Genomic DNA, 24,682 nt, shown 5'->3' on the forward strand with positions numbered 1-24,682 from the left:
ATCGCACCCCTCGTCGCCACGCCATCGCCGTTCCGTGTCAGGATGAGGGGACCGGCGCGGAACGAAATCCAGGCTCCAGGGTGCTGGAGAAGCGGCACGATTGCGCTGCAATCGCGACGCTTCTCCAGCTCTTTGATTTTGCCGCATTTTCTGCGACCAACCGGTGTCCACTTGGTCGGAAAATGCTCTAAGCAGACGATGGTCCTGCCCCTCGCCCTGGCGACCGCGCGCGACCGCGCTACGTTCGGAACCGTGCCGAAGCCCGGCCCCAGACCGTGCGGCACCGTCCGGAGGATCCCCGCCATGCGTCCGACCCCGATCCTCGCCCTTGCCGGCGCGCTCCTCTGCGGCCAGGCCGCCGCGCAGGGCATCCGCAACGCTCCGCCGCCCAGGGCGCTGGAGACCGCCGCCTACGTGTTCGCGGCCGCCAACGTGTGCGGATACCGGATCGGCACCGGGCCGTTCGAGGCCCTGCTGGCCCGCTACCAGGTGTCGATCGAGGATGTGCGCCCGCCCCGCGGCCCGTTCGGCGCCAAGGTGCAGACGATCTTCGCGCTGATGTCGAATCAGATGATGCAGAACCGGGACGCCGCCTGCCGGGCGGTGGCGGGCGAATACGGCCCCGAGGGCACCGTCGCCCCGGGCATCCTCCTGCCCGCCGCCCCGGCGGAGGCGCCGCCGCCCGCCAAACAGCCCTGATCACCCGGAGACACGGATGCGCGACGAGACCCGCCCGCATGGGCGCTACGCCTACAGCCCTCTGCCGCGCCGTCCCGCCTACGACTGGCCTGGCGCTAAACGGCTGGCGGTCTACGTCGCCCTCAACGTCGAGTGCTTCGCGTTCGGCGGCGGGCTCGGGGCGGAGCTGGCGCCGGGCGGGCCGCCGCCGGACGTGCTGAACTATGCCTGGCGCGACTGGGGCAACCGCGTCGGGGTGTTTCGCCTCGCCGACCTGTTCGACGAGGTGTCCCTGCCGGCCTCGGTGCTGGTCAACAGCCGCATCTATGCCGAATGCCCGGGCCTGATGGACGTGTTCCGCGCCCGCGGCGACGAGGTGGTGGGGCATGGCCGCACCAATGCCGAGCGCCAGGGCACCCTGCCGGAGGAGGACGAGCGGGCCCTGATCGCCGAGGCCACCGCGATCCTGACGCGGGAAGAGGGCAAGCCGCCGGCCGGCTGGCTCGGCCCCTGGATCTCGCAGAGCCGGACCACCCCGGACCTGCTGGCGGAGGCCGGCTACCGCTACCTCCTCGACTGGTGCCACGACGACCAGCCGACCTGGTTTGCAACCCGCAACGGCGGGCGCATCCTCTCGGTACCCTATCCGCAGGAGCTGAACGACATTCCGTCGATCGTCGGGCGCAAGGATTCGGGCGCGCAGTTCGCCGAGATGATCGTCGATACCTTCGAGGAGATGCGGACGGCGTCCGAGGCGGCGCCGCTGGTGATGGGCATCGCGCTCCATCCCTACCTCGTCGGCCAGCCGCACCGCCTGCGGCCCCTGCGCCGGGCGCTGGCCCACATCGCGCAAGCCCGGGACGAGGTGTGGATCACCCGAGCCGGGGATATCGCCGCTCACGCGATGACGCTGCCGGAGGGCATGGTGCCGGGCTGAGCGTCAGCTTGCGCAGGAAGCCCACAGATCGAGACGGTATCGGTCTCTCCAGGCATGAAACCCACCGAGCCATTCCGGGACCGCATCGCGGAGCCCGGATTGACCCGGCGGGTGTTGAAAAGAGTGTCGAGACCCTCAAGCAGGGTCTCGCGATGAGCGCGCGGATGGAGAGCCGGTTCCTGCCGGCTTCATACCAACGGTCGTTGACAACGACCGTTGGTTCCGTTCTCCACCTTTCGCTAAGTCTTTGGTGTATCACCGAAAATTTGAGATGGTTGATCGGCCCGATGCGTCAGTATCGTGGGCCGATGGTATCGCATCCCGCCACGCGATGTGCCCTGCCCCGGACCGTCGCCGGTCCGGGGCGGCGACGGTCTCAGTGGTTGTCGCGCGGCACGCCATGGGTCTGCGCGATGCGCTGGAAGGTCTCGGAGCCCTTGAGGATCATGCCCTCGGAGAGCTGGTCGACCATCGCGCGCTGGATCGCCTGCCAGGGGGTCTGGCTCGCCGGGTAGGGGTAGCCGCCCCGGGCATTCAGGTCCTCGCGGCGGCGCCGGATCTCCTCCTCGGGGAGCAGGATGTCGGCGGTGCGCGTGTTGAGGTCGATCCGGACCCGGTCGCCGTTCTGGAGCAGGGCGAGGCCGCCGCCGGCCGCCGCTTCCGGCGAGGCGTTGAGGATCGAGGGCGTGCCCGAGGTGCCGGACTGGCGCCCGTCGCCGATGCAGGGCAGCGACAGCACGCCCTTGCGGATCAGCTCGCCCGGGGGCTGCATGTTCACGACCTCCGCCGCGCCCGGATAGCCGATCGGCCCGGCGCCGCGCATGATCAGGATCGTGTGCGCGTCGATCTCCAGCGCCGGATCGTCGATGCGGTGGTGGTAATCCTCCGGCCCGTCGAACACCACGACACGCCCCTCGAAGGCGTAGGGATCGTTCGGATTGGCGAGGTAGCGGTCGTAGAATTCGCGGCTGATCACGCTGGTCTTCATGATCGCGGAATCAAACAGCGAGCCCTTGAGGTTGAGGAACCCGGCGCGCTCGCGCATCGGCTCGCCAAAGGGCTTGATGACGTCGCGGTCCCAGGTCTTGGCGCCCTCGCAATTCTCCGCCACGGTCTTGCCGTTGCAGGTGAGAGCGCCGGCATGGAGCTTGCCCGCCTCGAGCAGCTCCGCCATCACCGCCGGCAGGCCGCCGGCGCGATAATATTCCTCGCCGAGATACTGGCCGGCGGGCTGCATGTTGACGAGGAGCGGGATGTCGTAGCCGACACGCTCCCAGTCGTCGCAGGAGAGCGGCACGCCGATCAGCTTGGCGATGGCGTTGATGTGGATCGGCGCGTTGGTCGAGCCGCCGATGGCCGTGTTGGCGACGATGGCGTTCTCGAACGCCTCGCGGGTCAGGATGTCGGAGGGCTTGAGGTCCTCCCACACCATCTCGACGATGCGCTGGCCGGTGGCGTAGGCCGCCTGCCCGCGCTCGCGGTAGGGCGCGGGGATCGCCGCCGAGCCCGGCAGCGCCATGCCGAGCGCCTCGGCCAGCGCGTTCATGGTCGAGGCGGTGCCCATCGTGTTGCAATGCCCGGTCGAGGGCGCCGAGGAGGCCACGATGTCGAGGAATTGCTGGTAGTCGATGTCGCCGGCGGCGTGGCGCTCGCGGGCCTTCCACACCACGGTGCCCGAGCCGGTGCGCTCGCCGCGGCTCCAGCCGTTCAGCATCGGGCCGACATTGAGCGAGATGGTCGGGATGTTCACGGTCGCCGCCGCCATCAGGCAGGCCGGCATGGTCTTGTCGCAGCCGGTGAGCAGCACGACGCCATCGAGCGGATAGCCGTACAGCACCTCGACCAGGGACAGGTAGGCGAGGTTGCGGTCGAGGGAGGCGGTCGGCCGCTTGCCGGTCTCCTGGATCGGGTGGCACGGGAACTCGAAGGCGACGCCGCCCGCCGCCGTGATGCCCTCGCGCACCCGCTTGGCCAGTTCGAGGTGGTGGCGGTTGCAGGGCGACAGGTCCGAGCCGGTCTGGGCGATGCCGATCAGCGGCTTGCCGCCGCGCAGCTCGCCCACGGTCAGGCCGAAATTGAGGTAGCGCTCGAGGTAGAGCGCGGTCATGCCCGGATTGTCCGGGTTGTCGAACCAGAGGCGCGAACGCAGGCGGCTGGCGTCGATGCGGGGGCGCGGCGTCTGGACCATGGGGGTCGTCCTTCCCGGATTCGTTCTTGTCGAGAACCGTTCCGGGGAACCTATGGACCCGGCCGGTGCAGGAAGGCAACATCGCCGCGCGCATGCTCGACGCCCGGCGGCCTGCGACCCGGTGCGGCCCAAAGTTTATCCTTCGGGACGCTGTCGCAACGCCGGGGACCGGTGCTATGAGGCCGGCTGAACCATACCGCTCGATCATTCGGGGGAGCCGCCGATGAGCCCAGAGAAGACGTCCAACCCGCTCGTGCCGATCTCCATCGTGGTGGCGATCCCGGTCCTCGCCTGCCTGATCATCATGCTCACCGACGAGGGCATCGAGCGCTCGCTGCTCTGGGCGGCGATCAAGACCGGCATCATCCTGATCGTGCTCGGCGGCGCGATCTCGTTCGGCGTCAGCCGGCTCGCCGAGCGCAACGGCTCGCGCTGACGGACCCGTCCCGACGGCACCGGAAGGCCGCGGGACCGCAAGGCGGGGCCGCACGGTCCCGCCTCGACCCTCTTCGAGGAAACGAGAGGCCGCCATGCCCGTCATCGTCCCCGCCTTCTCGCGCATCGGGGAGGAGAACGCCTTCGCGGTCCTCGCCCGCGCCACCGCCCTCGCCCAGGCCGGCCGCGACGTGATCAATCTCGGCATCGGCCAGCCCGACATGCCGACCCCGCCGCACGTGGTCGAGGCGGCGGTGAAGGCGCTCCATGACGGGCATCACGGCTACACCCCGGCGACCGGCATCCTGCCGTTGCGCGAGGCGGTGGCCCGCGACCTCGACCGGCGGCTCGGCGTCCAGGTCTCGCCCGACAGCGTGATGATCGTGCCGGGCGGCAAGGTCACCATGTTCATGGCGATCCTGATGTTCGGCGAGCCAGGGGCCGAGATCCTGTATCCGGATCCGGGCTTCCCGATCTACCGCTCGATGATCGAGTTCACCGGCGCGACGCCGGTCCCGGTGCCGATCCGCGAGGCGAACGGCTTCGCCTTCTCGGCCGAGGAGACGTTGAGCCTCATCACCCCGCGCACCCGCCTGCTGATCCTGAACTCGCCGGCCAACCCGACCGGCGGCGTGACCCCGAAGGCCGAGATCGACAGGCTCGTCGCCGGCCTCGCCGCGCATCCCGACGTGACCATCCTGTCGGACGAGATCTACGGCACGATGACCTATGACGGCGAGCGTCACCACACGCTGCTCGCCTATCCGGAGATCCGCGACCGGCTGATCTACCTCGACGGCGCCTCCAAGACCTATGCGATGACCGGCTGGCGCCTCGGCTGGTCGGTCTGGCCGGCGCCGCTCTACGACGCCGCCCGCAAGCTCGCGGTCAACTCGTTCTCCTGCGTCAACGCCGCGACGCAATGGGCCGGCATCAGTGCCCTCGACGGGCCGCAGGATTGCGTCGCCGCCATGATGGCCGAGTTCGACCGCCGCCGCCTCCTGGTGGTCGAGGGGCTGAACCGCCTGCCGGGCGTCTCCTGCATCACGCCCAAGGGCGCGTTCTACGCCTTCCCGAACATCTCCGAGACCGGCTGGAAGGCCAAGCCGCTCGCCTCGGCGCTCCTGGAGGAGGCCGGCGTCGCGACGATCGGCGGGCCGGATTTCGGCGTGCACGGCGAGGGCTATCTGCGCCTGTCCTACGCCAACTCGGCGGAGAATATTGCGCGGGCGCTGGAGCGGATCGGGACGTTCCTGGAGGGGAACCGGCGCTGAGGCGCCGGACACCTGCGATCGGGGCGAAAAAAATAATCGCCCCATCGATCGTTTTTCCTCAGAGCCTGTTTGATTGCGATGCTCTGACAAACATTGGGGTATGTGGGATTTTACTATCCCACTGCTTCATCCTAAGAGCCGATCGAGCAAAATAGTTTGTCAGATGCTTGCAAATGACGGAGAATTCCACCCTGTTTCCTTATCCTGATACATCTGGCGATCATCGATCGCTGAGCCTCGAAGGAGGGCTCCAGAGACCACCGCGATCCCTGGAGCCCTCCTTCGAGGCTTGAGCATTTTGCGACGAAGTGGATACCGGCTCGTCGTAGAAAATGCGGCAAAATCAAACAGCGAGAGAAGCTTCGCGATTGCAACACGCTCGTGAAGCGCTTTAGTAGATTTGCAATCCACCAACATCTCAGAATGAGGTGAAAAATAGAATATCTCAGGATATCTTTCAGTTTTGTTTATCTTGATTCGCTCAAACAGGCCCTCACATCACCCCATAGACATCGTAAACCGGCCCCTCCGGCAGCCTCTGCCCGACCCCCACGGCGACGATCCGGTTGAGCCAGGCGAGATCCGCCGCCCCGGTCTCGAACCGCAACGCCGTGCGGAAGTAGTACGCCTCCGGCGCCACCGCCTCGCCGCGGCCGAGGCGGGCCAGCACCTCCGGCGGGCCGGCGCGCAGGCCGGAATACTGGCAGTAGACGAGGCCGCCACCGGCGGCCCGGAGCGTCAGGCGCACGTCGAGATGGGTCGTGCCGTCGGGCTCGACCCGCAGCCAGTCGCCGGCCGGGCCGGGCAGCACCTCGGCCGTGAGGCGCGGGCCCGAGACGGTGCCGCCGGTCACCGGCACGACCCGCAGCTCGGTGCCGCGGGAGGGGCCGATGGCGTGCGGCGCGCCGACCGTGAGGGCGATGCGGAACAGGAACTCGGTGCGGAGCGGCAGCGGCGTATCCACGGGGTTTCCTCCGGTGAGTCTTATCGGGCAATATCCTCCACCGCCCGGCGCGCTGCGTCGAGGTCCGGCGGGTCGATGCGGCGGTAGCGGGCCTGGACGAGGCCGAAGACCCCGAAGGCGGCAAGGCCCGCCGCGGTGAGGCCGAGCAGCACCCAGCCATAGGGTTCGCCCCGCAGGGCCTGGAGCGCGCCGCCGAGGCCCTTGACCTCGCTCGACCGGCTGGCGAGCGCCGCCGCGATCAGGAAGCCGCCGATCAGCCCGAAGGTGAGCGCCCGGGCGGCATAGCCGAAGCGGCCGAGATGGCGCACCCAGTCGCGGGCGTCATGCGGCACGGAGAGGCGCTTGCACACGTCGCCCTTCCACGCCTTCCACGCGAAGGCGAGGCCGGCGCCGATGACGATCAGCCCGACCGCGCCGACGAGCCATTGGCCGAAGGGCTGCTGCAACAGCCAGGCGGTCCAGTCCTGCGCGCCCTGGTCCTCGGCCCGGCGGGCGGTGCCGCGCCCGAGCGCCGCCAGCATCATCGAGGCGCCGAGGCCGCCATAGGTGAAGCCGCTGACGAGGTGGCCGGCCCGGGTCGCCAACCCCTTGGCCGAGCGGCCATAGCCGTCGGCATCGGTGAGCGCCTCGACCACCCGCCACAGCGCGAAGGCGGCCAGCCCGAAGGCCACGATGCCGAGCAGGATCCAGCCGAAGGGCCGCTCGAGCAGGATCAGAAGGGCGCTGCGGCTGCCCCCGGTCTGGCCGCCGACGCCGATCGCCGCCAGAACCGCGAGGCCGCCGACGAGGCAATAGGTGACCCCGCGGGCGCCGTAGCCGAGGCGGGCGAGCAGTTCGAGGGCTTGCCGGCCGGAAAGCTCCCCTGATCCTCGGCGCATGACGGCGTATCCCCGGTCAGGCTGCGAGGCCGGATTCGACCCGGGCGACCGCCCCCTCGTCGAGATCAAGGGCCTCGGCCAGCATCCGCAGGAAGGTGCGCTCCTGCATCGTGTCGGGGTCGATGGCGAGACGGGCCGCGGCGTAGACCCGGGCACCCGATTCGGGGTCCTGCACCCGGTCGGCGATCTCGTCGATCGTCGCCGGGTCCTCCAGCTCGCGGGCGAGCCATTGCCGGCCGGCGAGGTCGAGGCCGGATTCAGCGACCGCTGCGTCGAGCCGCTCGCGCTCGCGGGCATCGATCACCCCGTCGGCGGCCGAGGCCGCCACCATGATGCGCAGGCAGAGCGTCGCTTCGTCGTCGCTGAGCGTGCCCGCCTCGAACGGCGTCGCGGGTGGCTTCGTCGGCGATTGGGCCGACGATGCGGCGGCCGGCGTCTCCTGCTGCGTCGCCCGCAGAGCGAGCCCGGCGATCAGCGCCAGCCCGCCGAGGGCGGCGGAGGCCGCGAGCCCGCCGCGGCGACTGCGCACCAGGGCGTCCAGCACCCGTTTCACCTCGGCCATCACGCCCTCCCATACCCGTCCACAGCTCGTCGCTTTGCCGACAACGGTCTCGTGCGGCTCCGGTTCGCGACATGACGGCGGATCGACCCGACGGTTGCGCCGCCACGCTCGCAGCGCCATCTTGCCGGTCATGCTTCTCGCCTTGGCCTGGTTGGCGCGCACCCTCGTGCTCGCGCTCGTTCTCCTGTTCCTGCTGCCGCTCGCCGCCCACGCCCTGTGGTGGTGGAGCCGCGACGATCTCGCCCCCGACTGGGCCACCGCCGATTGGTCGAGCGCCCGGCTCCTGCCCGCCGCGACGGCGGCGCCGGAGGCATTGCTCCGAATCTACGCCGCCCGGGTCGGGCGCTGGCGGGGGATCTTCGCCCATCACACCTGGATCGTCGTGAAGGAGGCGGGCGCCGCGCGCTACACCCGCTACGACGTGGTCGGCTGGGGCCGGCCGGTGCGGACCGACGCCTACGCGGCCGATGCCCGTTGGTTCGGCAACCCGCCGCAGGTGGTCCTGGCGCGCGATGGCGCGGCGGCGGCGGACGCCATCCCGCGCATCCGCGCAGCGGTCGCCGCCTATCCCTACGCCCAGGCCGGCAGCTACAGCGCCTGGCCCGGGCCGAACTCCAACACTTTCGTCGCCCACGTGCTGCGGGCCGTGCCGGAACTCGCCGTGGCGCTTCCGCCGACAGCCCTCGGCAAGGACTTTTCGGAGCGCCTGGTCGCCTGGACCCCGAGCGGGACCGGATTGCAGCTTTCGGCCCGCGGCTATCTCGGCCTCACCCTCGGCTGGGTCGAGGGGATCGAGGTGAACGTCCTCGGAGCGGTGGCAGGGCTCGATCTGCGCCGCCCGGCCCTGAAGCTGCCGGGCTGGGGCCGCATCGGCATGGATCCGGCCGGCGCCACCGGGACGCTGATCGCCCCGACGGCCCGGAGCTGAGCGGGCGCGTCCTGCCGTCGGCGGATCGGTGTCGGCAGGATCGCGGTCCTTATCGCGGTGCGCCAGAGGGTCCCGGGTCGGGACCTGCCTGTTGCTCGTCCGCATCAGCCTCCGGCCGCAAGGATCAGCCGCAGGCTCTTCGTGAACCAAACCCTGGCACGGCGCGTTGATCCTGGCCCCGAGGTTTGCCACGCTCATGTCACGTTCCCGATTCGTCAAGGCCGATGCGGCCCCCTCCCCGCTCAGCGGACCCTTTGCTCCCGTCCTCACCGGCGTGTCGCGCGGGTTGCAGGACCTGTTTCCGCCGGTCGAGCTGCCGCTCCCCGCGCGCGAGGCACGGGCGGAGGACGACCGGAACGCCCTCGCGCCGGTGCTGCGGCAGCGGTCGATGTCCGAGCCACGGCTGGCCTGACGGATCAGCGCGGGGCGGTGCTGTCCCGCAGGACGAGCCGGAACCCCAGATCGATCGCGTTCGGCAGGTCGGCCTCGCCGTCGAGGAGACCGAGCAGCAACCGACCGGTCCGGTGCCCGATCTCGGTGGCATCGACCGCGATGGTGGAGAGGCGCGGCACGCATTGTCGGCCGATCTCGATATCGCCGAAGCCGAGAATCTGGACGTCCTCCGGCACCTGGACGCCGCGGCGCCGGCATTCCATCAGGGCGCCGAAGGCCGAGATGTCGGAGACGAGGAACACCGCCTCGGCGCCGCCGCGGCGCAACAATTCCGCCATCGCCTCGGCGCCGTGCGCGAAGGCGCCCGCCGCCCTCCCGTGGTGCAGGATCCGATCGTCCGGCAGCCCGGCTTGGCCAAGACCGTCGCGCAGGCCCCTCAGGCGCTCCTCGCCGCGAAAATCCCGGACATCGCCCGTCCGCTCCGGCCCGAGCCCGGCGATGCGGGTGGCGCCGAGACCGATCAGCGTTCTCGCCGCGAGGCGACCGACCTCGTAGTTCGAAAACCCCACCGCCCGGTCGACCGGCGCCTTGGGCCGGTCCCAGATCTCCACCACCGGCACGCCGGCACGGGCGAGGAGGTCACGGGTCGCAGGGGAGTGCTGCATGCCCGAGACCACGATCGCGTCCGGGCGGCGCGACAGCATCGCGCGCACCACCACCTCCTCCTCGGAAACCGAGTAGCCGGTGACGCCGATCAGGGGCTGGTAGCCGCGCGGACGCATCGCCTGGGTGAGGCCGGCGGCGGTGTCGGCGAAGTTCGGGTTGGTCAGCGTCGGGACGATCAGGGCGACGAAGCCCGTGCGCCGCGACGACAATCCCCCCGCGCCGCGATCCGGCACGTAGCCGAGCTGCGCCACCGCCGCCAGCACCCGCGCCCGCGTCTCCTGCGAGACCAAACCGGGATCGGCGAGGGTGCGCGACACCGTCATCGGCGAGACGCCGGCGAGACGCGACACGTCGCGCATCGTCGGCGGCCGGCGGAAGGGCGACCGCCCCTCGGCCATGGCGGCGCCTAGAAGGCGAGGTGGACCTTGATCGCTCGGGTCCGATCGGCGGCGAGGGCGAAGGCTTCGTCGGCCCGGGACATCGGCATCTCGGCGGAAAGAATCGGCGCGACGTCGATCCGGCCGGCGGCGAGGAGCGCGATGGCGGTGCGGTACTCCTCGTGGAAACGGAAGGCGCCGACGAAGTCGATCTCGCGCGCCATCAGGAGATTGGCCGGCACCGGCACGTCGCCCGGCGGCATCATGCCGAGCTGCACCACGCGGCCTCCCGGCCGCACCACCCGGAACAGCGAGGCCAAGGCCACGGGCGCGCCGGTGGCCTCCAACGCCACGTCGAAGGTGCCCTTGTCGGCCTCGTAAGCGGCCAGCCGCTCGGGCTCGGACGCCACGTTGATGGTCTCGGCAGCGCCGATCTCCCGGGCGATGGCGAGCGGCGCATCGGACAGATCGGTGCAGACGATCCGGCGCGCCCCGGCGAGCGTCGCCGCCATCAGGCACAGAAGGCCGATCGGCCCGGCCCCGGCGATGAGGACGTGGCGGCCGAGCAACTCGCCCGCCCGCCGCACCCCGTGCAGCGCCACCGCCAGCGGCTCGCCGCAGGCCGCGACCCGCATCGGCATCGCATCCGGCACCACCACGCATTGGTCGGCGCGGGCGAGGAAGAGTTCGCTGAAGCCGCCCTGGACATGCGGATAGATCGCCGCCGAGCCGAAGAAGCGCATGGTCCGGCACAGGTTCGAGCGGCCGGCGCGGCAATAGTCGCAAGCGAGGCACGGCCGGCTCGGATCGACCGCGACCCGATCGCCGGGCTTGACGGTGGCGACCGCCGCGCCGACCCGGGTGACCGTGCCGGCGACCTCGTGGCCGAGCACCATCGGCTCGCGGAGCGAGAAATCGCCGACCCGGCCCTTGCCGTAATAGGACAGGTCCGAGCCGCAGATGCCACCGGCACCGAGCGCCACCACGACCTCGTCCGCCTCGGGTTCGCGCAAGGTGATCGGCTCGATCCGCAGGTCCTTGGCGGCGTGGATGCGCGCGGCGAGCGTCATGGCCAAAATCTCCTCCCGGGGGCTCCCTGGCGGCCGGGTCGCCGGCGCCGAGATGCCGCTTGCGTTGGTATCGGTACCATGGTTCCCTTTGGGCATAAGCGCAACCGTGGGAGTGGCCTCGACAAGCCGCTGCGAACCGGGGCGCATTCGGGAGGAGTTTGCCGGTGTCGACCGCCTTGTTCGATCTGTCGGGCCGCCGCGCCCTGGTGACCGGCTCCAGCCAGGGCATCGGCCTGTCGCTGGCGCTCGGCCTCGGCCGCGCCGGCGCCGCAATCGTGCTGAACGGGCGCGATGCGGGAAAGCTCGACGGCGCCGTGACGGCGTTGCGGAACGAGGGGATCGCGGCCGAGGCGGCAGCCTTCGACGTCTCGGACGCGAGTGCCGTGAAGGCCGGGGTGGACCGGATCGAGACCGAGATCGGCCCGATCGACATCCTCGTCAACAATGCGGGCATCCAGCGCCGCGCACCGCTCGAAGACTATTCTGTCGAGACCTGGCACGAGCTGATGCGGGTCAATCTCGACAGCGTGTTCTATGTCGGCCAGGCGGTGGCCCGGCACATGATCGGGCGCAAGCGCGGCAAGATCATCAACATCGCCAGCCTTCAAAGCGAGGCGGCACGCTACTCGATCGCCCCCTACACCGCCTCGAAGGGCGCGGTGAAGAATCTGACCAAGGGCATGTGCACCGACTGGGCCCGCCACGGCCTTCAGGTGAACGGCATCGGCCCGGGCTACTTCGCCACGCCCCTGAACCAGGCGCTGATCGACAATCCCGACTTCGACGCCTGGCTGAAGAACCGCACCCCGGCCGGGCGCTGGGGCCGGGTGGAGGAGCTCCAGGGCGCGGCGATCTTCCTCGCCTCGGCCGCGTCGGACTTCGTCAACGGGCAGATCCTCTACGTGGATGGCGGCGTGCTGGCGACGTTATGATCCCATCGGCCCAAGATGCTGACGCATCGACTCGATCTCGGGCAGGCCCGAGATCGACGGGGCCGTTGACCGATCTCGAATTTTCGATGTCAAGCCAGAGGCTTGGCGAAAATTGAAGAACGGCACCAAAAGTCGTTTCCAACGACCGTTGGTATTATCCCTGCATCTTCGCCAGCATCGCATCCGAGACCGCGAAGTTCACGAAGACGTTCTGCACGTCGTCCTGGTCCTCGATGGTCTCGACGAGGCGGATCAGCTTCTCGGCGGTCTCGTCATCGACGTCGACGGTGTTCTGGGCACGCCAGATCAGGGCGGTGCGGCGGGGCTCGCCGAAGCGGGCCTCCAGGGTCTTGGAGACCTCGCCCAGCGCTCCCTGGTCGCAGGTGACCTCGTGGCCGCTCTCATCGGACTTCACGTCGTCGGCGCCGGCCTCGATGGCGGCTTCCAGCATCGTGTCGGCATCCGCCACCTTGGCGTCGAAGGCGACGAGGCCGACGCGGTCGAACATGAACGACACGGCGCCGGTCTCGGCGAGGCTGCCGCCGGACTTGGTGAAGGCCGAGCGCACGTCGGAGGCGGTGCGGTTGCGGTTGTCGGTCTGCGCCTCGACGATCAGGGCGGCGCCGCCGGGACCGTAGCCCTCGTAGCGGATCTCCTCGTAGTTCTCCGCGTCGCCGCCGACCGCCTTCTTGATGGCGCGCTCGATGTTGTCCTTGGGCATGTTCTCGGCCCGGGCCGCCAGGATGGCGGCGCGCAGGCGCGGGTTCATCGAGGGGTCCGGCGTGCCGAGCTTGGCCGCCACGGTGATCTCTCGGGCGAGCTTGGAGAAAACCTTCGAGCGGACCGCATCGACGCGGCCCTTGCGGTGCATGATGTTCTTGAACTGTGAATGCCCGGCCATGCTGCTCCCCGGCGGCTGGTTGACCCTTGCGCGCGGAGAGCGCCCGGCGGGGCTCTCGACGCCGCGAGGTGCGTGTGAGACAGCCGGCTTATAGGCGCCCGCCCCGGGGGAAGACAATGAGGAAGACACTCGCGCCGCGCGCGGTTTTCGCCCCTTCGCGGCTGCGAAAACGCGGTGGAATCAGTCCTCTACGCGGCCCGGGTCAGTGGGCCGCGGGCCCGATGATCGCCCGGCGCAGGCGGCCCGAGACGAGGTCGATCAGCGCCACGGTGACGAGGATCATCAGCACCAGGAAGGCGACCTGCTGCATCTCCAGCACCCGGATCAGCTCGGTCAGGTACTGGCCGATGCCGCCGGCCCCGACGATGCCGATGATGGTGGCCGAGCGGGTGTTCGACTCGAAGAAGTAGAGCACCTGGCTCGCCAGCACCGGCAGCACCGCCGGCACCAGGCCGAACCGCACCTGGTGCAGCCGGGAACCGCCCGAGGCGGTCACGCCCTCCTGCGCCTTGCGATCGGCGGTCTCGATCGCCTCGGAGAACAGCTTGCCGAGCGCGCCGAAATCCGAGCAGGCGATGGCGAGCGCCCCGGCGAAGGGCCCGAGGCCGACGACGTTGATCCAGATCAGGGCCCAGATCAGCACGTCGACGGAGCGGATCACGTCGAAGCCGCGGCGCACGCCGAAGCGCAGGAAGGGGTTCGGCACCACGTTGCGGGCGGCCAGGAACGCCACCGGGAAGGCGAGGCAGGCCGCCGTCAGGGTGCCCAGGAAGGCGATCGCCAAGGTCTCGCCGAGCGCCGAGAGGAACAGCGCGAGGCGCCCTTCGGCGGAGGGCGGCAGCATCATGCCGGCGAACTCCCCGAGGCGGTGGAGCCCGTTGAGGATGCGCAACAGCGAGAAATCGAGCCGGACCATCGCGAAGACCGCGAGGCCGATCACGGCCGCGAGGGTGCCGATCACGGCGGCGCGGCGGAGCCACGAGGCCCGGAAGACCTGCGGGTGGCGCTGGCGCAGGCCGTCGAGGTCGGCGAGCGCCGCCTGACGCAAGGAGGAGGGTGGGCGGCGGCTCATGCGTGGGCCTCCCGGCCGAGGAGGTGGTGGCGCAGGCGCTCGGTGCCGAGATCGATCGTCACCACCGTGAGGATGATGAGGAGCAGGATCGCGCTCACGTCCGAGTAGTAGAAGTTGCGGATCGCCACCAGGAATTCCTGGCCGATGCCGCCGGCCCCGACGAAGCCCATCACGCCGGCGCCCCGCACGTTGATCTCGAAGCGCAGGAGCGCGTAGGAGGCGAAGTTGGACAGCACCTGCGGCACCACCGCGAAGCGCACGGTCTCGACGAAGCCCGCTCCCGTCCCGGTGAGCCCCTCGACCGGCTTCATGTCGATGTTCTCGACCACTTCGGAGAAGAGTTTGCCGAGCGCGCCGGTGGTGTGGATGGCGAGCGCCAGCACGCCCACCATCGGCCCGAGCCCGAAGGCGATGACGAAGATCAGCGCGAACACCACCTCGGGCACCGTGCGGCACACTTCCAGGAAGCGCCGGGCGCAGAACCGGATCGCCTGCGACCGCACCAGGTTGGCCGAGGCGAGGAAGCACAGGCCGAAGGCCGCGAGGCCACCGAACAGCGTCCCGAGATAGGCCATCAGGATTGTCTCGGCGAGGAGCGAGAGCCATTTCGGCAGGCCCCAATACCAGGCCGCGACGTCCGCCGGCAGGTTCGCCAGGGTCAAGGGCGGCAGGATCTGGGCGATATAGGCGGTGAAGTTCTGGATGTTGTCGACGAAGGTGAGCGGGCGCACCTCGGCCATCCAACCGGCCAGGAGATAGAGCACCACGATGACGACGAAGACGGCGAGCGTGCGCAGGCGCGCGGACGCGACGGCGCCGGAATAGGCGGCGAGCAGGGTCTTCTCGCGCTCGGGCGGCAATGTCTCGATGCGGACGGTCACGGGGTTTACGGTCTCCGGTGCCGGACGCCCTCACTTTGGGACCTGTCCGGCGAAGTACGGAGCGCGGGTCCCCCCCTCTCCCACACGGGAGAGGGGGGGACCCGCGCCTCTGTCGTTACCCTTGGCCCTTCTCACGGGAGAAAGGCGCGCGCCTCACGACCGCTTGCGCTGCTCGTCGTTGTGGCGGAGCATCTCGATGATCGGCTGGTAGTCCTTCAGCGTCACCGGGGTCAGGCCGATGTCCTTGCCGTCCGAGAGCTTGTCGAAGGCGGCCTTGTCCTTGGTCGGCAGGTCGATGAACGCCTGGCGGATCTTCTGCTTCAGGTCGTCCGGCAGGCTGGCGAGAACCGCGAAGGGACCCTCGGGCAGGAACTCGGACTTGAAGATGATGCGGAAGTCCGACTGCTTCATCGGCGTGCCGTCGGCGTTCTTCACCATGCCCTTGGTCAGCATCCGGGTCAGGTTGCTGTCGGTGTCGGAATTCCAGAAATTGGCGGCGGCGTCCGCGGTGCCCTGGGCGAGCGCCAGCACGGCGTTCTCGTGGCTGCCGGCATAGAAGGTCTTGCCGAAGAACTTGTCGACGTCGTGCCCGGCCTTGTGCAGGAAGAAGCGCGGGGCCTGGTTGCCGGAGGTCGAATTCGGGTCGACCAGGGCGAGGCTCTTGCCCTTCAGGTCCTCGATCGTCTTGTACGGGCTGTCCGCCTTGACGTAGATCACCGAGTAGTAGCCCGAGACGCCGGTCTCGTGCTTCTGGTTGACCACCGGCTCGATCTTCACGCCGGTGATGACGGCGCGGGCGAAGGAGGCCGGGCCGTAGAAGGCGACCTGGATGTTGCCGGCGCGCTGGCCCTCGATCACCGCTGCGTAGTCGTTGGCGACCCGCAGCTTCACCGGAACGCCGAGTTCCTTGGTGAGGTAGGCGGTGAGCGGGGTCCAGCGGTCGACGGTGCCGGAGGCGTTCTCGGCCGGGATCACGCCGAGGGTCAGTTCGGGGTACTTCGCCTTCCAGTCCTGCGCGAAGGCGGGGCCGGCGGCGAGCGCGAGCGCGGCAACGGCGCCCACGAGGGTGCGACGGTTCAGCATCGGTCGAGTCCTTGTTGGAACGTCAGACGGGGAACGTTCAGGAAATCAGGCGCTCAGCGCCTCGGCGTGGCGAACCGGGACCGGCGGGGCCAACGGCTCCGGCTCCGGCTCGCCGCGGTCCATCACCTCGCCGGCCTCGAGGCCGTAGAGGGTGCGGGCGACGTCCTCGGTGAGGTCGAAGCCGCGGCCGTCGAACACCACCCGGCCGGCGGAGAGGCCGATCAGCCGGTCGCAATAGGCGCGGGCGAGGTCGAGGGAGTGCAGGTTGCACAGGACGGTGATGCCGTAGCGCTTGTTGGCGTCGGCGAGCGCGTCCATCACCAGGCGGGTGTTGCGCGGGTCGAGGGAGGCGACCGGCTCGTCGGCCAGGATGATCTCCGGCTCCTGCACCAGGGCGCGGGCGATGGCGACGCGCTGCTGCTGGCCGCCGGAGAGCTGGTCGGCCCGGTTGGCGGCAAACGCCCCCATGTCGAAATTCTCGAGGGCGGCCAGGGCCAGGGCCCTGTCGTCCTGGCTCCACAGCTTGAGCAGCGAGCGGTGGGCCGGCACGTGGTTGAGCCGGCCCATCAGCACGTTCGTCATCACGTCGAGCCGGCCGACGAGGTTGAACTGCTGGAAGATCATCGCGCAGCGGGCCCGCCAGGCGCGAAGGGCGCTGCCGCGCAGGGCCGTCACGTCGGTGCCGTCGAACAGGATGCGCCCGCCGGTCGGATCGGCGAGGCGGTTGATCATCCGCAGCAGCGTCGACTTGCCGGCGCCCGAGCGCCCGATCACGCCGACGAAGCTGCCGCGCTCGATGGACAGGTTGACGCCGTCCACGGCCCGGCGGGCACCGTATTGACGCGTGAGATTCTCGACAACCAGCATCCGTCCGCCCGCGTTCGCCGTTCGGGCAAACGTAAACGCCGGTTAAGCGACAACCCGATGACAGCCCGTCATTGATTAGCCGGCATACTTATCAAGGAACGCCGTGATGGGAAGCTGGCGGAAGTCCGGGAGCGCGACGCGCAACCGGTCGTGGTCCCAGTCCCACCACGCAAGTTGCATCAGGCGCTCGGCGGTCGCCTCGTCGAACCGGCGCCGCACGGGACGGGCCGGATTGCCGACCACGATGGTGTAGGGCGCGACATCCCGGGTGACGATGGCGCCGGCGCCGACCACCGCCCCGGTGCCGATGCGGCGCCCCGGCAGGATCACGACGCCATGGCCGATCCAGACGTCGTGGCCGATGGTGACGGGGCTCGCCCGGCGCCAGGCGAAGAAGTCCGGCTCGTTCGCCTCATCGGGCCAGTAGGAGGCGGCCCGATAGGTGAAGTGGCTCTGCGAGGCCCGCTCCATCGGGTGGTTGCCCGGGTTGATCCGCACCATCGCGGCGATCGAGCAGAACTTGCCGATCGTGGTGTAGATCACCTCGCCGTCGTTGCCGATGTAGGAATAGTCATCGAGCACCGTCTCGGTGAGCCGCGTGCGGGGACCGATCTCGGTGTAGCGGCCGAGGCGGCATTCCGTGACCCGGGCGGTCGGGTCGATGGCGGGTTCCAGGCCCAGTTGTCCGGCCATTGCGTCAGCCTCCGAAGGACACGCGCCGCACCACCCGGAACGGGCCGGCGCCGTCCTGGCGCAGGACCGACAGGGCGTCGAGGGTGAGGGGCTCGGCCTCGCCATAGGCCGCCGCCAGCCGCGTGCGCCAGAACGCGCGAGTCTCCTCCGGCAGGGCGTCGGTCAAGGTCATGTGGAAGCGGAATTCCTCGAACACGTGCGGGTAGCCCCACCGCGCCAGCAGCGCCCGGCCGCGGGGGCTCAGGCGCTCCGGGTTGCGGCGCGCGATCTCGGCCTCGGTCGGAGGCGCGCGGAACGGCTCGAAGGCGGCGACGCATTCGGCGGCGAACAGGCCGAGTTCCGGCGGCGGGACTTGCGGGATCAGGGCCGTGAAGGCGCCGAGCGTCGCGACCTCGAGGAGACCGACCGGCACCGGCGGATGGTCAGCCGCCAGGCTGGCAGCGGCCGCCAGCAGGTCGGCCTCGGAGGCGCCGGCGGCCAGGCGCATCGGCGCCTTGAGGGTGGCGTGGAAGCCATAGACCCGGGGAGAGCCGGTGACGCCGGCGAGGTCGGCCAGGCCGTCAGGGCGGGGGATCTCCGCGCCGCTGTGGTTGTCGATGCCGAGGACGGCATTGCCGAAGCGGGCGAGGTCCGAGCCGGGCTTGGGCGTGAAGTAGAGGGCGTAGCGCGTCGTGCCGGTCACGCTTGTCTCCTTGAGCCGCCCGATTCAGCACGCGCGCATGACTGAACCGTGACGGCCGCGGACGACCCGCTCCCCCGCCGTCACCCGTCGCCGCGACCAGCGGTCCTCACGCCGCCTCGGCGCCCACCGCGGCGAGCGCGAAGGCGTAGATCAGCGCCACCTCCTCCAGCCGGTCGAAGCGGCCGGCCGCGCCGCCATGGCCGGCCTCCAGGTTGGTGCGCAGCAGCACCGGCCCGCCCCCCGTCATGGTGGCGCGCAGGCGCGCGACCCATTTTGCCGGCTCCCAATAAGTCACCCGCGGATCGGTGAGGCCGCCGAGCGCCAGGATCGCCGGATAGGTCTTGGCCGCGACGTTGTCGTAGGGCGAATAGGACAGGATGGTCTCGAACGCTTGCACGTCCGCGCCCGGGTTGCCCCATTCGGGCCATTCCGGCGGGGTCAGCGGCAAGTCTCCGTCCAGCATGGTGTTGAGCACGTCGACGAAGGGCACGTCGGCGACGATGCCGGCAAACAGCTCCGGCGCCAGATTCGCCACCGCCCCCATCAGCATGCCGCCGGCGCTGCCGCCATGGCCGACGATGCGGCCCGTGCCCGTGTAGCGCGCCTCGATCAGCGCGCGGGCGCAGGCGACAAAATCCGAGAAGGTGTTGGGCTTCTTCTCGCGCTTGCCGTCGAGGTACCAGCGCCAGCCCTTCTCGGTGCCGCCGCGGACATGCGCGATGGCATAGACGAAGCCGCGATCGACCAGCGAGAGCGGGTTGGTGCGGAAGGCCGCCGACATCAGCGAGCCGTAGGAGCCGTAGCCGTAGAGCAGGAGCGGCGCGGTCCCGTCGAGGGGGGTGTCGCGCCGGTGCAGCAGCGAGACCGGCACCTGCTCCCCATCCGGCGCGGTCGCGAACAGGCGGCGGGTGACGTAGACCGCCGGATCGTGGCCGCTCGGCACGTCCTGGCGCTTGCGCAAGGTCCGGTCGCGGGTCGTGGCGTGGTAGTCGTAGGTCTCCGCCGGCGTCGTCATCGACGAGTAGGTGAAGCGGATGACGTCGGTATCGAAGGCGTGGCCCGGCGAGAGGCCGAGGGAATAAGCCTCCTCGGCGAAGGCGACGGTGTGCTCAGCGCCGCTCTCGGCGTCGCGCACGATCAGGCGCGGCCGGGCATTCTCCAGTTCCAGCCGCACGAGGTGGCGGGCCAGCACGTGCTGGAAGCGGATCATCACCCCGGTACGGTGCGGAATCAGGTCGCGCCAGTTCGCCCGGCCCGGATCAGAAACCGGCGCCACCGCGATCTTGAAGTCCTCGGCGCCGTCGGCATTGGTGAGCACGAACAAGTCGTCGCCGCGATGCTCGACCGAGTAGATCAGCTTGTGTTCCCGCTTCGCCACGACCCGCAAGGGGGCGAAGGGGGTGGCGCGCTCGGCGAGATGGACCTCCGAGGTCTCGTGGTCGTTCGCCGTCACCACCAGGTAGGCGCCGGACTGGGTCTCGCCGATGCCGACGAAGAAGCCGGCATCGCTCTCCTCGTAGACCGTCTCGTCGTCGCTCTGCGGCGTGCCGAGGCGGTGCAGCATCACGGTCGCCGGGCGGTGGTTCTCGTCGACCGCGACGTACCAGAAGGCGCGTCCGTCGGCGCTCCACACCACGTCGCCGGTGGTGGCCAGAACCTGGTCCTCCAGGTCCTTGCCCGTCGCGAGGTCGCGGACCCGGATGGTGTAGAGTTCGGAGCCCTTGGTGTCGGCGCTCCAGGCCACCAGCCGGTGGTCGTCGGAATGGCTGGCGTCCTCCAGGCTGAAGAAGGCGTGCCCCTTCCCTTCCTGGTCGCCGTCGATCAGGATCTCCTCACCTTCGCCCGCGAGGTCGCCGACGAGGCCGGGAGGCACCAGGGCCGCCGGGCGGCGGCAGACCAGCGGGTGCTGGCCGCCCTCGCGATAGCGGGTGTAATAGGCAAAAGGACCGTCGAGATCCGGCACGCTGCCGTCATCCTCGCGGATGCGCCCGCGCATCTCGGCGACCAGCCTCGTGCGCAAGTCCTGGGTGCCGGCGAGCGCCGCCTCGGCATAGGCGTTCTCGGCTTCCAGAAGGGTGCGGATCTCCGCCGGCAGGGCGGACGGGTCCTTCAGCACGTCCTTCCAGTTCTCCGCCTTGAGCCAAGCATAGGGATCGGTCACCGCGCGGCCATGGACCGTGACGGTGAGGGGCCGGACGGGCGCCGTCGGTGCGGCGGCGGGCGGGCTCAGGCGAAGGGTCATGCGGCTCCCCGGGAGGTGGCGTCAGGCACGGATGTGCCGTCCCGGGGGCGCCGCCGCAAGGGCGGGGAAAGAGGAACGACGCCGCTTACGCCGCTGCCGCGACACCTTGGGCATCGGCCCGGATGCGGTCCATCATCGCCCGGGCGCCGTTCGAGCGCTGCGCCGTCAGGTGCTCGGAGAGGCCGAGCCTCTGGAACAGCCCGAGGGCATCGGCCCGGGCCGCCTCCGAGGCGGTGCGGCCGTCGAAGAAGGCGATCAGCACCGCCACCACCCCCTTGGTGATGTGGGCGTCGCTGTCGCCGCGGAAATGCAGCCGCGGCTCGGGGCCGGAGCGGTCCACCTGCGTCTCAAGCCAGACCTGGCTGACGCAGCCGCGCACCCGGTTGGCCTCGCTGTGGGCCTCGTCCGGCAGGGGCGGCAGCTTGCGGCCGAGTTCCATCAGGTACTGATGGCGGTCGTCCCACTCGTCCAGGAACTCGAAGTTGGAGACGATCTCGTCGATGGGCGGCAGCATGGGACCTGAACGGGGATGAGGACTGCGGGATCCGGGATATAGGCAGGCGGGACGGCGCCCGCCACCACGTCACCCCGCCCATCACCCCGGCAGCGTCAGTTCCAATGGCGCCTCCAGGGTGCCGGTGCCCGAGACCGCGATCTCGGCCTGGCCCGCGTAAGCCGCGATCAGCCGGGGGCCGATCCGCGGCACGCCGACCGGCGGCGTGCCGGCGATCCCGCCCGAGGTGATCCGCACCCGCAGCGGCTCGGCCGGCCCTCCCGCCGGCACCTCGACCCGGATGATGCAGCCGGCGCCCTCGTCGGTGCCGTCGAGGCATTCGGCGACGATCTCGGCCAGGATCATGCCGAGGGCGTTGACCCGGCGCGGCTCCAGGAGCGCCGTGCGCCCGGCCTCGACCGTGACGGCGATCCGCCCGGCCCGGCGCAGCTGGACCAGACCTTCGGCGAGGCGGGTCAGATACTCGGCGAGGTCGACGCTGGCGATCTGCGGCGCCTCGTGCAGGTGCTGCTGCACCAGGGCGATCGCCCGCACCCGCTGGCCGAGCGCATCGAAGGCCGGGCGGCAGGGCGCCGCCGCGGCGCGGCCGTAGAGTCCGATCAGGCTGACCGTGACCTGGAGGTTGTTGCGCACCCGGTGATAGATCTCGGCCAGCAGCGCATCCTGCTCGGCCATCGCCCGGGCGGCGTGCTCCTCGGTCTGCTTGCGCTCGGTGATGTCGAAGCAGGAGCCGGCGAAGCCCGCGAAGGTCTCGCCCTCGTGCAGCGGGTAGGCATGGCCGTGGACCCACCGGAAGGCGCCGTCGTGGCGGCGCAGGCGGTACTCGGCATTGTGCGTCCGGCGCCCGGCATAGGCGGCGGCGAGGCCCGCCTCGTGCCCGGCCCGGTCCTCGGGGTGCAGCCCGTCCTTCCAGCCGTGGCCGAGCTCGTCCTGCGCCGCGCGGCCGCGAAACGCCGTCCAGGCCGGATTGACGTAGACGAGGCGCGCCTGGGGGTCGGCGCGCCAGATCATGAGTCCGGCCCCCTCGGCGAAGCTGCGGAAGGCGGCGTCCGGCAATGTCGTGTCCGCGGCCATGTCCCCTCGCCTGCTCCTGATGCCGCCGATCGTGCTCCTTCAGGGCCGGTCAACGTACCGGGCGCGGCGCCGTTCCGGCGCCGGCCTTCCGTCAAAAAGCCTCATCGTCAGCGACGGTTAAGGGCGAAGCGGCCCGGACCGGCGGCGGCGATCATCAGGAGGCCGCCGATGATCGAGAGGTTCTTCATCGCCTGGATCTGGTTCGTGCGGACGGCATCCCCCGTCATCGACCAGAAATTGTGGAAAAATACGATGGTTGCGAGGGTGAAGAGCGCAAGCAGCACCGAGGCCGCCCGGGCGTAGAAGCCGAGCGCGATCAGGAGGCCGAGGCCCAGCTCGGCCGCGATGGTGAGCCAGGCCAGCACCTCCGGATAGGGCAGGCCCTTGCCCGAGACCGCGGCCGCGACGCCGGCCGGGTTCATCAGCTTCTGGGCACCGGAGACGCAGAACAGCACGACGACGAGGAGGCGGGCGAGGCTGACGACGGCTTGGCTCATCGGGAACTCCAGGGTCTGACGGAGCCCGTTGGAAGACCTGGCCGCGAAACAGTCAAGCTCCCGTCAGCGTCCCCCGGTCCAGTCCGCCCGGTTGGGGCGGGAACCGGCCGGCACCGCCTCGCCGGGCTCGACGCGGGCGAGTTCGGCGGCGCGGGCATTGATCCAGCCGGCATGCTGGCCGATCGGCGTCACGGCGGTGAAGCCGCCGCAGGCGGTGCGGACCCGGCCCTGCTGGGCGGCGCCGCTCGACCAGCTCACCACGCCGACGAGCTGGTAGCCGCCCGGGCCGGCGCGCAGGATCGGCCCGCCGGAATCCCCAAGGCAGGCGCCGGCACCGGCGGTCTCGGCCAGGGTGTGGCGGTCGGCCACCACCGTGACGGTGTTGGCGACCTGCAACTCGCCGAGCGAGACGAGGCGGGCCTGGCGCAGCACCCGCGCGCTGCCGCGGCGATTCTCCGCCACCACGCCGTAGCCGGCGATCGCGACGTTGTCGCCTTGCGCGATGTCGCCACCGGCGCGCGCGTCGAGGGGGCGGAAATCGGGGCCGAGGCGCTCGTCAACCTTCAGGATGGCGAGATCGGTGCCGGGCTGGGTCTCGGGCGTGGTGCCGGGCACGAAATCCGGATGCATCGCCGCGGCGATCGCCCGCAGGCGGCGCTGACGGAAATTCCGGTCGACGACCACGATCCAGTAGCCGGCCTTGCGCATCACGCAATGGGCCGCCGTCAGCACCAGATCGGAGGCGATGAGGGAACCGGAGCACATCTCGCCGGTGGTACTCTCGATCCGCACGACCGAGCCACGCAGGCCGTCGGGATCGCGGGTCACTTCGCCCCCGACCACGGCGCCGGCAGCGCCACTCCACAGACCGAGGGGCGCGGCCACCGCAAGGGCGGCCAAGGCGGAGCGGAGGCGGGACGGAGAGACGCGCATGAGGCTACCCTAGAGGCGTGCGGCCACGCTCGACAAGTGAAGTCTCGGGCCGAGTGTGCGGTTCCGCACCCATGCGGCATCGTTACGGGAAAGAAACCGTGAGCGGGACGCTGGCAGATGGATTCATTCCCAGCGCGCAGCGGCGCCCCACCCCGTCACCATGCGGTCGATCCAGGCCCGCTGCGGCCCGACCAGCACGCCCTGCGAGACGCCGCCGCAGGGCGATATCCCCGCTTCCTTGCCCGATTCCTTGCCCGCTTCCTTGCCCGATCCCTTGCCGGTTCCGCTCGCCCAGGTGGTCACCGCCAGGACGGTCCCTCCCGCGGCGATGATCGGACCGCCCGAATCGCCCTCGCAGGCGCCGGAGGCGGTCGGACCTTTCAGCCAGACCAGGATCCGGCTCGGGCCATAGGGCTCGACCACCGGCAGGGCCGCGGTGCGGAAGGTGCCGGTGCTGCGGTGGTCGCCCGGGCGGGCGACGCCGTAGCCGCCGAGCGTCAGGGGCGTGCCGGCGGCGGCGGGCGCCCCGGTCAGGGCGGCCGGGACGAAGCGGGCCGGCAGGGCGGAGTCGGTGCGCAACAGCGCGAGGTCGATCGAGCGCCGCCGCCCGGCGATGGCCCCCGCATCGTAGCCCGGATGCACCGCCCGGGCGGCGATCCCGAGCAGCACCGGTTCCCCGGTCTCATCGCGAAAATGCACCCGGTGCTCGGCCCCGGAGGCGGCGCAATGGGCGGCGGTGAGCACCACGTCGCGGGCGAGAACGATGCCGGTGCAGACCCCGCCGCGGGAGGACAGCACCATCACGCTGGAGCGCGCGAGCGCCGCGTCGGGCGCCTCGGTCCCGCCGACGACCGCGTGGGCGGGGGTGGCGAGGGCGAGGGCGAGGGCGAGGAGAGGGATGGCTCGGCGGGTCACGTGGCTCTCGGGGCGGCGGGCTCGGGGCGGTGGGGCCGGACAGCCC

27 protein-coding genes are annotated in these 24,682 nt (G+C 70.5%); 7 read left to right on the forward strand and 20 right to left on the reverse strand.

What is annotated here, in order from left to right; genetic code table 11:
• Positions 1–305: hypothetical protein (locus tag VP06_RS37660; RefSeq protein WP_210168125.1), on the reverse strand; the 305-nt coding region annotated here is incomplete at its 3' end.
• On the opposite strand from VP06_RS37660, the gene VP06_RS18945 reads away from it, so the two are divergent.
• A complete protein-coding gene (locus tag VP06_RS18945) occupies positions 304–699 on the forward strand; it encodes a hypothetical protein (RefSeq protein ID WP_048465344.1) in 396 nt (131 codons plus the stop codon). The two genes, VP06_RS37660 and VP06_RS18945, sit on opposite strands and share 2 nt — an antisense overlap.
• A gap of 16 nt (positions 700–715) precedes the next feature.
• Positions 716–1,615, forward strand: coding sequence for a polysaccharide deacetylase family protein (locus VP06_RS18950; RefSeq protein WP_048465345.1), 900 nt, complete (start codon positions 716–718; stop codon positions 1,613–1,615).
• A gap of 376 nt (positions 1,616–1,991) precedes the next feature.
• Here the strand turns inward: VP06_RS18950 and VP06_RS18955 are convergent, their stop codons facing one another.
• A complete protein-coding gene (locus VP06_RS18955; RefSeq protein WP_048465346.1) occupies positions 1,992–3,803 on the reverse strand; it encodes an IlvD/Edd family dehydratase in 1,812 nt (603 codons plus the stop codon).
• 223 nt (positions 3,804–4,026) lie between these two features.
• Between VP06_RS18955 and VP06_RS18960 the strand changes: the two genes are divergently transcribed.
• Together VP06_RS18960 and VP06_RS18965 are read left to right on the forward strand one after the other, a co-directional pair.
• On the forward strand, positions 4,027–4,239 hold the full coding sequence (locus VP06_RS18960; protein ID WP_048465347.1) for a hypothetical protein: 213 nt from the start codon (positions 4,027–4,029) through the stop codon (positions 4,237–4,239).
• A gap of 94 nt (positions 4,240–4,333) precedes the next feature.
• Positions 4,334–5,512 carry a pyridoxal phosphate-dependent aminotransferase gene (locus VP06_RS18965; RefSeq protein ID WP_048465348.1) on the forward strand — a complete coding sequence of 393 codons (1,179 nt, stop codon included), beginning with the start codon at positions 4,334–4,336 and terminating at the stop codon, positions 5,510–5,512.
• A gap of 493 nt (positions 5,513–6,005) precedes the next feature.
• On the opposite strand, the gene VP06_RS18970 is transcribed toward VP06_RS18965, so the two are convergent.
• Genes VP06_RS18970 through VP06_RS18980 form a run of 3 tightly spaced genes read right to left on the reverse strand, consistent with a single transcriptional unit; the run spans position 6,006 to position 7,916 of the window.
• A complete protein-coding gene (locus VP06_RS18970; RefSeq protein WP_048465349.1) occupies positions 6,006–6,476 on the reverse strand; it encodes a DUF3237 domain-containing protein in 471 nt (156 codons plus the stop codon).
• 20 nt (positions 6,477–6,496) lie between these two features.
• The gene (locus tag VP06_RS18975) at positions 6,497–7,354 is read right to left on the reverse strand and encodes a DUF1206 domain-containing protein (RefSeq protein WP_048465350.1); all 858 of its coding nucleotides are present in this window, start codon (positions 7,352–7,354) and stop codon (positions 6,497–6,499) included.
• A gap of 16 nt (positions 7,355–7,370) precedes the next feature.
• Complete coding sequence (locus VP06_RS18980) at positions 7,371–7,916, reverse strand: tellurite resistance TerB family protein (protein ID WP_048465351.1); 546 nt, start codon at positions 7,914–7,916, stop codon at positions 7,371–7,373.
• A 130-nt stretch (positions 7,917–8,046) separates the two neighbouring features.
• Between VP06_RS18980 and VP06_RS18985 the strand changes: the two genes are divergently transcribed.
• Positions 8,047–8,844 (forward strand): DUF3750 domain-containing protein, encoded by a 798-nt coding sequence (locus VP06_RS18985; protein ID WP_053081917.1) that lies wholly within the window; start codon positions 8,047–8,049, stop codon positions 8,842–8,844.
• A gap of 196 nt (positions 8,845–9,040) precedes the next feature.
• Entirely contained in the window at positions 9,041–9,256 is a 216-nt protein-coding gene (locus VP06_RS18990) for a hypothetical protein (RefSeq protein ID WP_048465352.1), read from the forward strand.
• Between the two features lie 4 nt (positions 9,257–9,260).
• Here the strand turns inward: VP06_RS18990 and VP06_RS18995 are convergent, their stop codons facing one another.
• Together VP06_RS18995 and VP06_RS19000 are read right to left on the reverse strand one after the other, a co-directional pair.
• Positions 9,261–10,262: a LacI family DNA-binding transcriptional regulator gene (locus VP06_RS18995; RefSeq protein WP_048465368.1), complete on the reverse strand. Its 1,002-nt coding sequence runs from the start codon at positions 10,260–10,262 to the stop codon at positions 9,261–9,263.
• Between the two features lie 47 nt (positions 10,263–10,309).
• Entirely contained in the window at positions 10,310–11,350 is a 1,041-nt protein-coding gene (locus tag VP06_RS19000; RefSeq protein ID WP_048465353.1) for an L-idonate 5-dehydrogenase, read from the reverse strand.
• A 164-nt stretch (positions 11,351–11,514) separates the two neighbouring features.
• On the opposite strand from VP06_RS19000, the gene VP06_RS19005 reads away from it, so the two are divergent.
• Positions 11,515–12,282: an SDR family oxidoreductase gene (locus tag VP06_RS19005; protein ID WP_197093236.1), complete on the forward strand. Its 768-nt coding sequence runs from the start codon at positions 11,515–11,517 to the stop codon at positions 12,280–12,282.
• A 154-nt stretch (positions 12,283–12,436) separates the two neighbouring features.
• Here VP06_RS19005 and VP06_RS19010 read toward each other — a convergent pair whose 3' ends face one another.
• The 13 genes from VP06_RS19010 to VP06_RS19070 form a co-directional block, all read right to left on the reverse strand.
• Positions 12,437–13,183 (reverse strand): YebC/PmpR family DNA-binding transcriptional regulator, encoded by a 747-nt coding sequence (locus tag VP06_RS19010; protein ID WP_048465355.1) that lies wholly within the window; start codon positions 13,181–13,183, stop codon positions 12,437–12,439.
• 202 nt (positions 13,184–13,385) lie between these two features.
• Positions 13,386–14,255: a phosphonate ABC transporter, permease protein PhnE gene (gene phnE, locus VP06_RS19015; protein ID WP_048465356.1), complete on the reverse strand. Its 870-nt coding sequence runs from the start codon at positions 14,253–14,255 to the stop codon at positions 13,386–13,388.
• On the reverse strand, positions 14,252–15,136 hold the full coding sequence (gene phnE, locus VP06_RS19020) for a phosphonate ABC transporter, permease protein PhnE (RefSeq protein ID WP_048465357.1): 885 nt from the start codon (positions 15,134–15,136) through the stop codon (positions 14,252–14,254). Before phnE (VP06_RS19020) ends, phnE (VP06_RS19015) begins: the two co-directional genes overlap by 4 nt.
• Positions 15,137–15,289: 153 nt before the next feature.
• Positions 15,290–16,219, reverse strand: a complete 930-nt coding sequence (gene phnD, locus VP06_RS19025) for a phosphonate ABC transporter substrate-binding protein (protein WP_048465358.1) — start codon at positions 16,217–16,219, stop codon at positions 15,290–15,292.
• Between the two features lie 45 nt (positions 16,220–16,264).
• Positions 16,265–17,086, reverse strand: a complete 822-nt coding sequence (phnC, locus tag VP06_RS19030; protein WP_048465359.1) for a phosphonate ABC transporter ATP-binding protein — start codon at positions 17,084–17,086, stop codon at positions 16,265–16,267.
• A 75-nt stretch (positions 17,087–17,161) separates the two neighbouring features.
• On the reverse strand, positions 17,162–17,779 hold the full coding sequence (locus tag VP06_RS19035; RefSeq protein ID WP_048465360.1) for an LbetaH domain-containing protein: 618 nt from the start codon (positions 17,777–17,779) through the stop codon (positions 17,162–17,164).
• A gap of 4 nt (positions 17,780–17,783) precedes the next feature.
• Positions 17,784–18,461 carry a DUF1045 domain-containing protein gene (locus VP06_RS19040; RefSeq protein WP_048465361.1) on the reverse strand — a complete coding sequence of 226 codons (678 nt, stop codon included), beginning with the start codon at positions 18,459–18,461 and terminating at the stop codon, positions 17,784–17,786.
• Between the two features lie 106 nt (positions 18,462–18,567).
• Positions 18,568–20,703 (reverse strand): S9 family peptidase, encoded by a 2,136-nt coding sequence (locus VP06_RS19045; RefSeq protein WP_048465362.1) that lies wholly within the window; start codon positions 20,701–20,703, stop codon positions 18,568–18,570.
• Between the two features lie 85 nt (positions 20,704–20,788).
• Entirely contained in the window at positions 20,789–21,217 is a 429-nt protein-coding gene (locus tag VP06_RS19050) for a SufE family protein (protein WP_048465363.1), read from the reverse strand.
• A gap of 81 nt (positions 21,218–21,298) precedes the next feature.
• Positions 21,299–22,291: a sensor histidine kinase gene (locus VP06_RS19055; protein WP_048465364.1), complete on the reverse strand. Its 993-nt coding sequence runs from the start codon at positions 22,289–22,291 to the stop codon at positions 21,299–21,301.
• 107 nt (positions 22,292–22,398) lie between these two features.
• A complete protein-coding gene (locus VP06_RS19060; protein ID WP_048465365.1) occupies positions 22,399–22,788 on the reverse strand; it encodes a DoxX family protein in 390 nt (129 codons plus the stop codon).
• 63 nt (positions 22,789–22,851) lie between these two features.
• Positions 22,852–23,721, reverse strand: a complete 870-nt coding sequence (locus VP06_RS19065) for a S1 family peptidase (protein WP_048465366.1) — start codon at positions 23,719–23,721, stop codon at positions 22,852–22,854.
• Positions 23,722–23,844: 123 nt separating this feature from the next.
• Complete coding sequence (locus VP06_RS19070; RefSeq protein ID WP_053081914.1) at positions 23,845–24,636, reverse strand: S1 family peptidase; 792 nt, start codon at positions 24,634–24,636, stop codon at positions 23,845–23,847.
• Positions 24,637–24,682: the final 46 nt, after the last annotated feature.

It is taken from the genome of Methylobacterium aquaticum (assembly GCF_001043915.1).
Lineage (GTDB): Bacteria > Pseudomonadota > Alphaproteobacteria > Rhizobiales > Beijerinckiaceae > Methylobacterium > Methylobacterium aquaticum.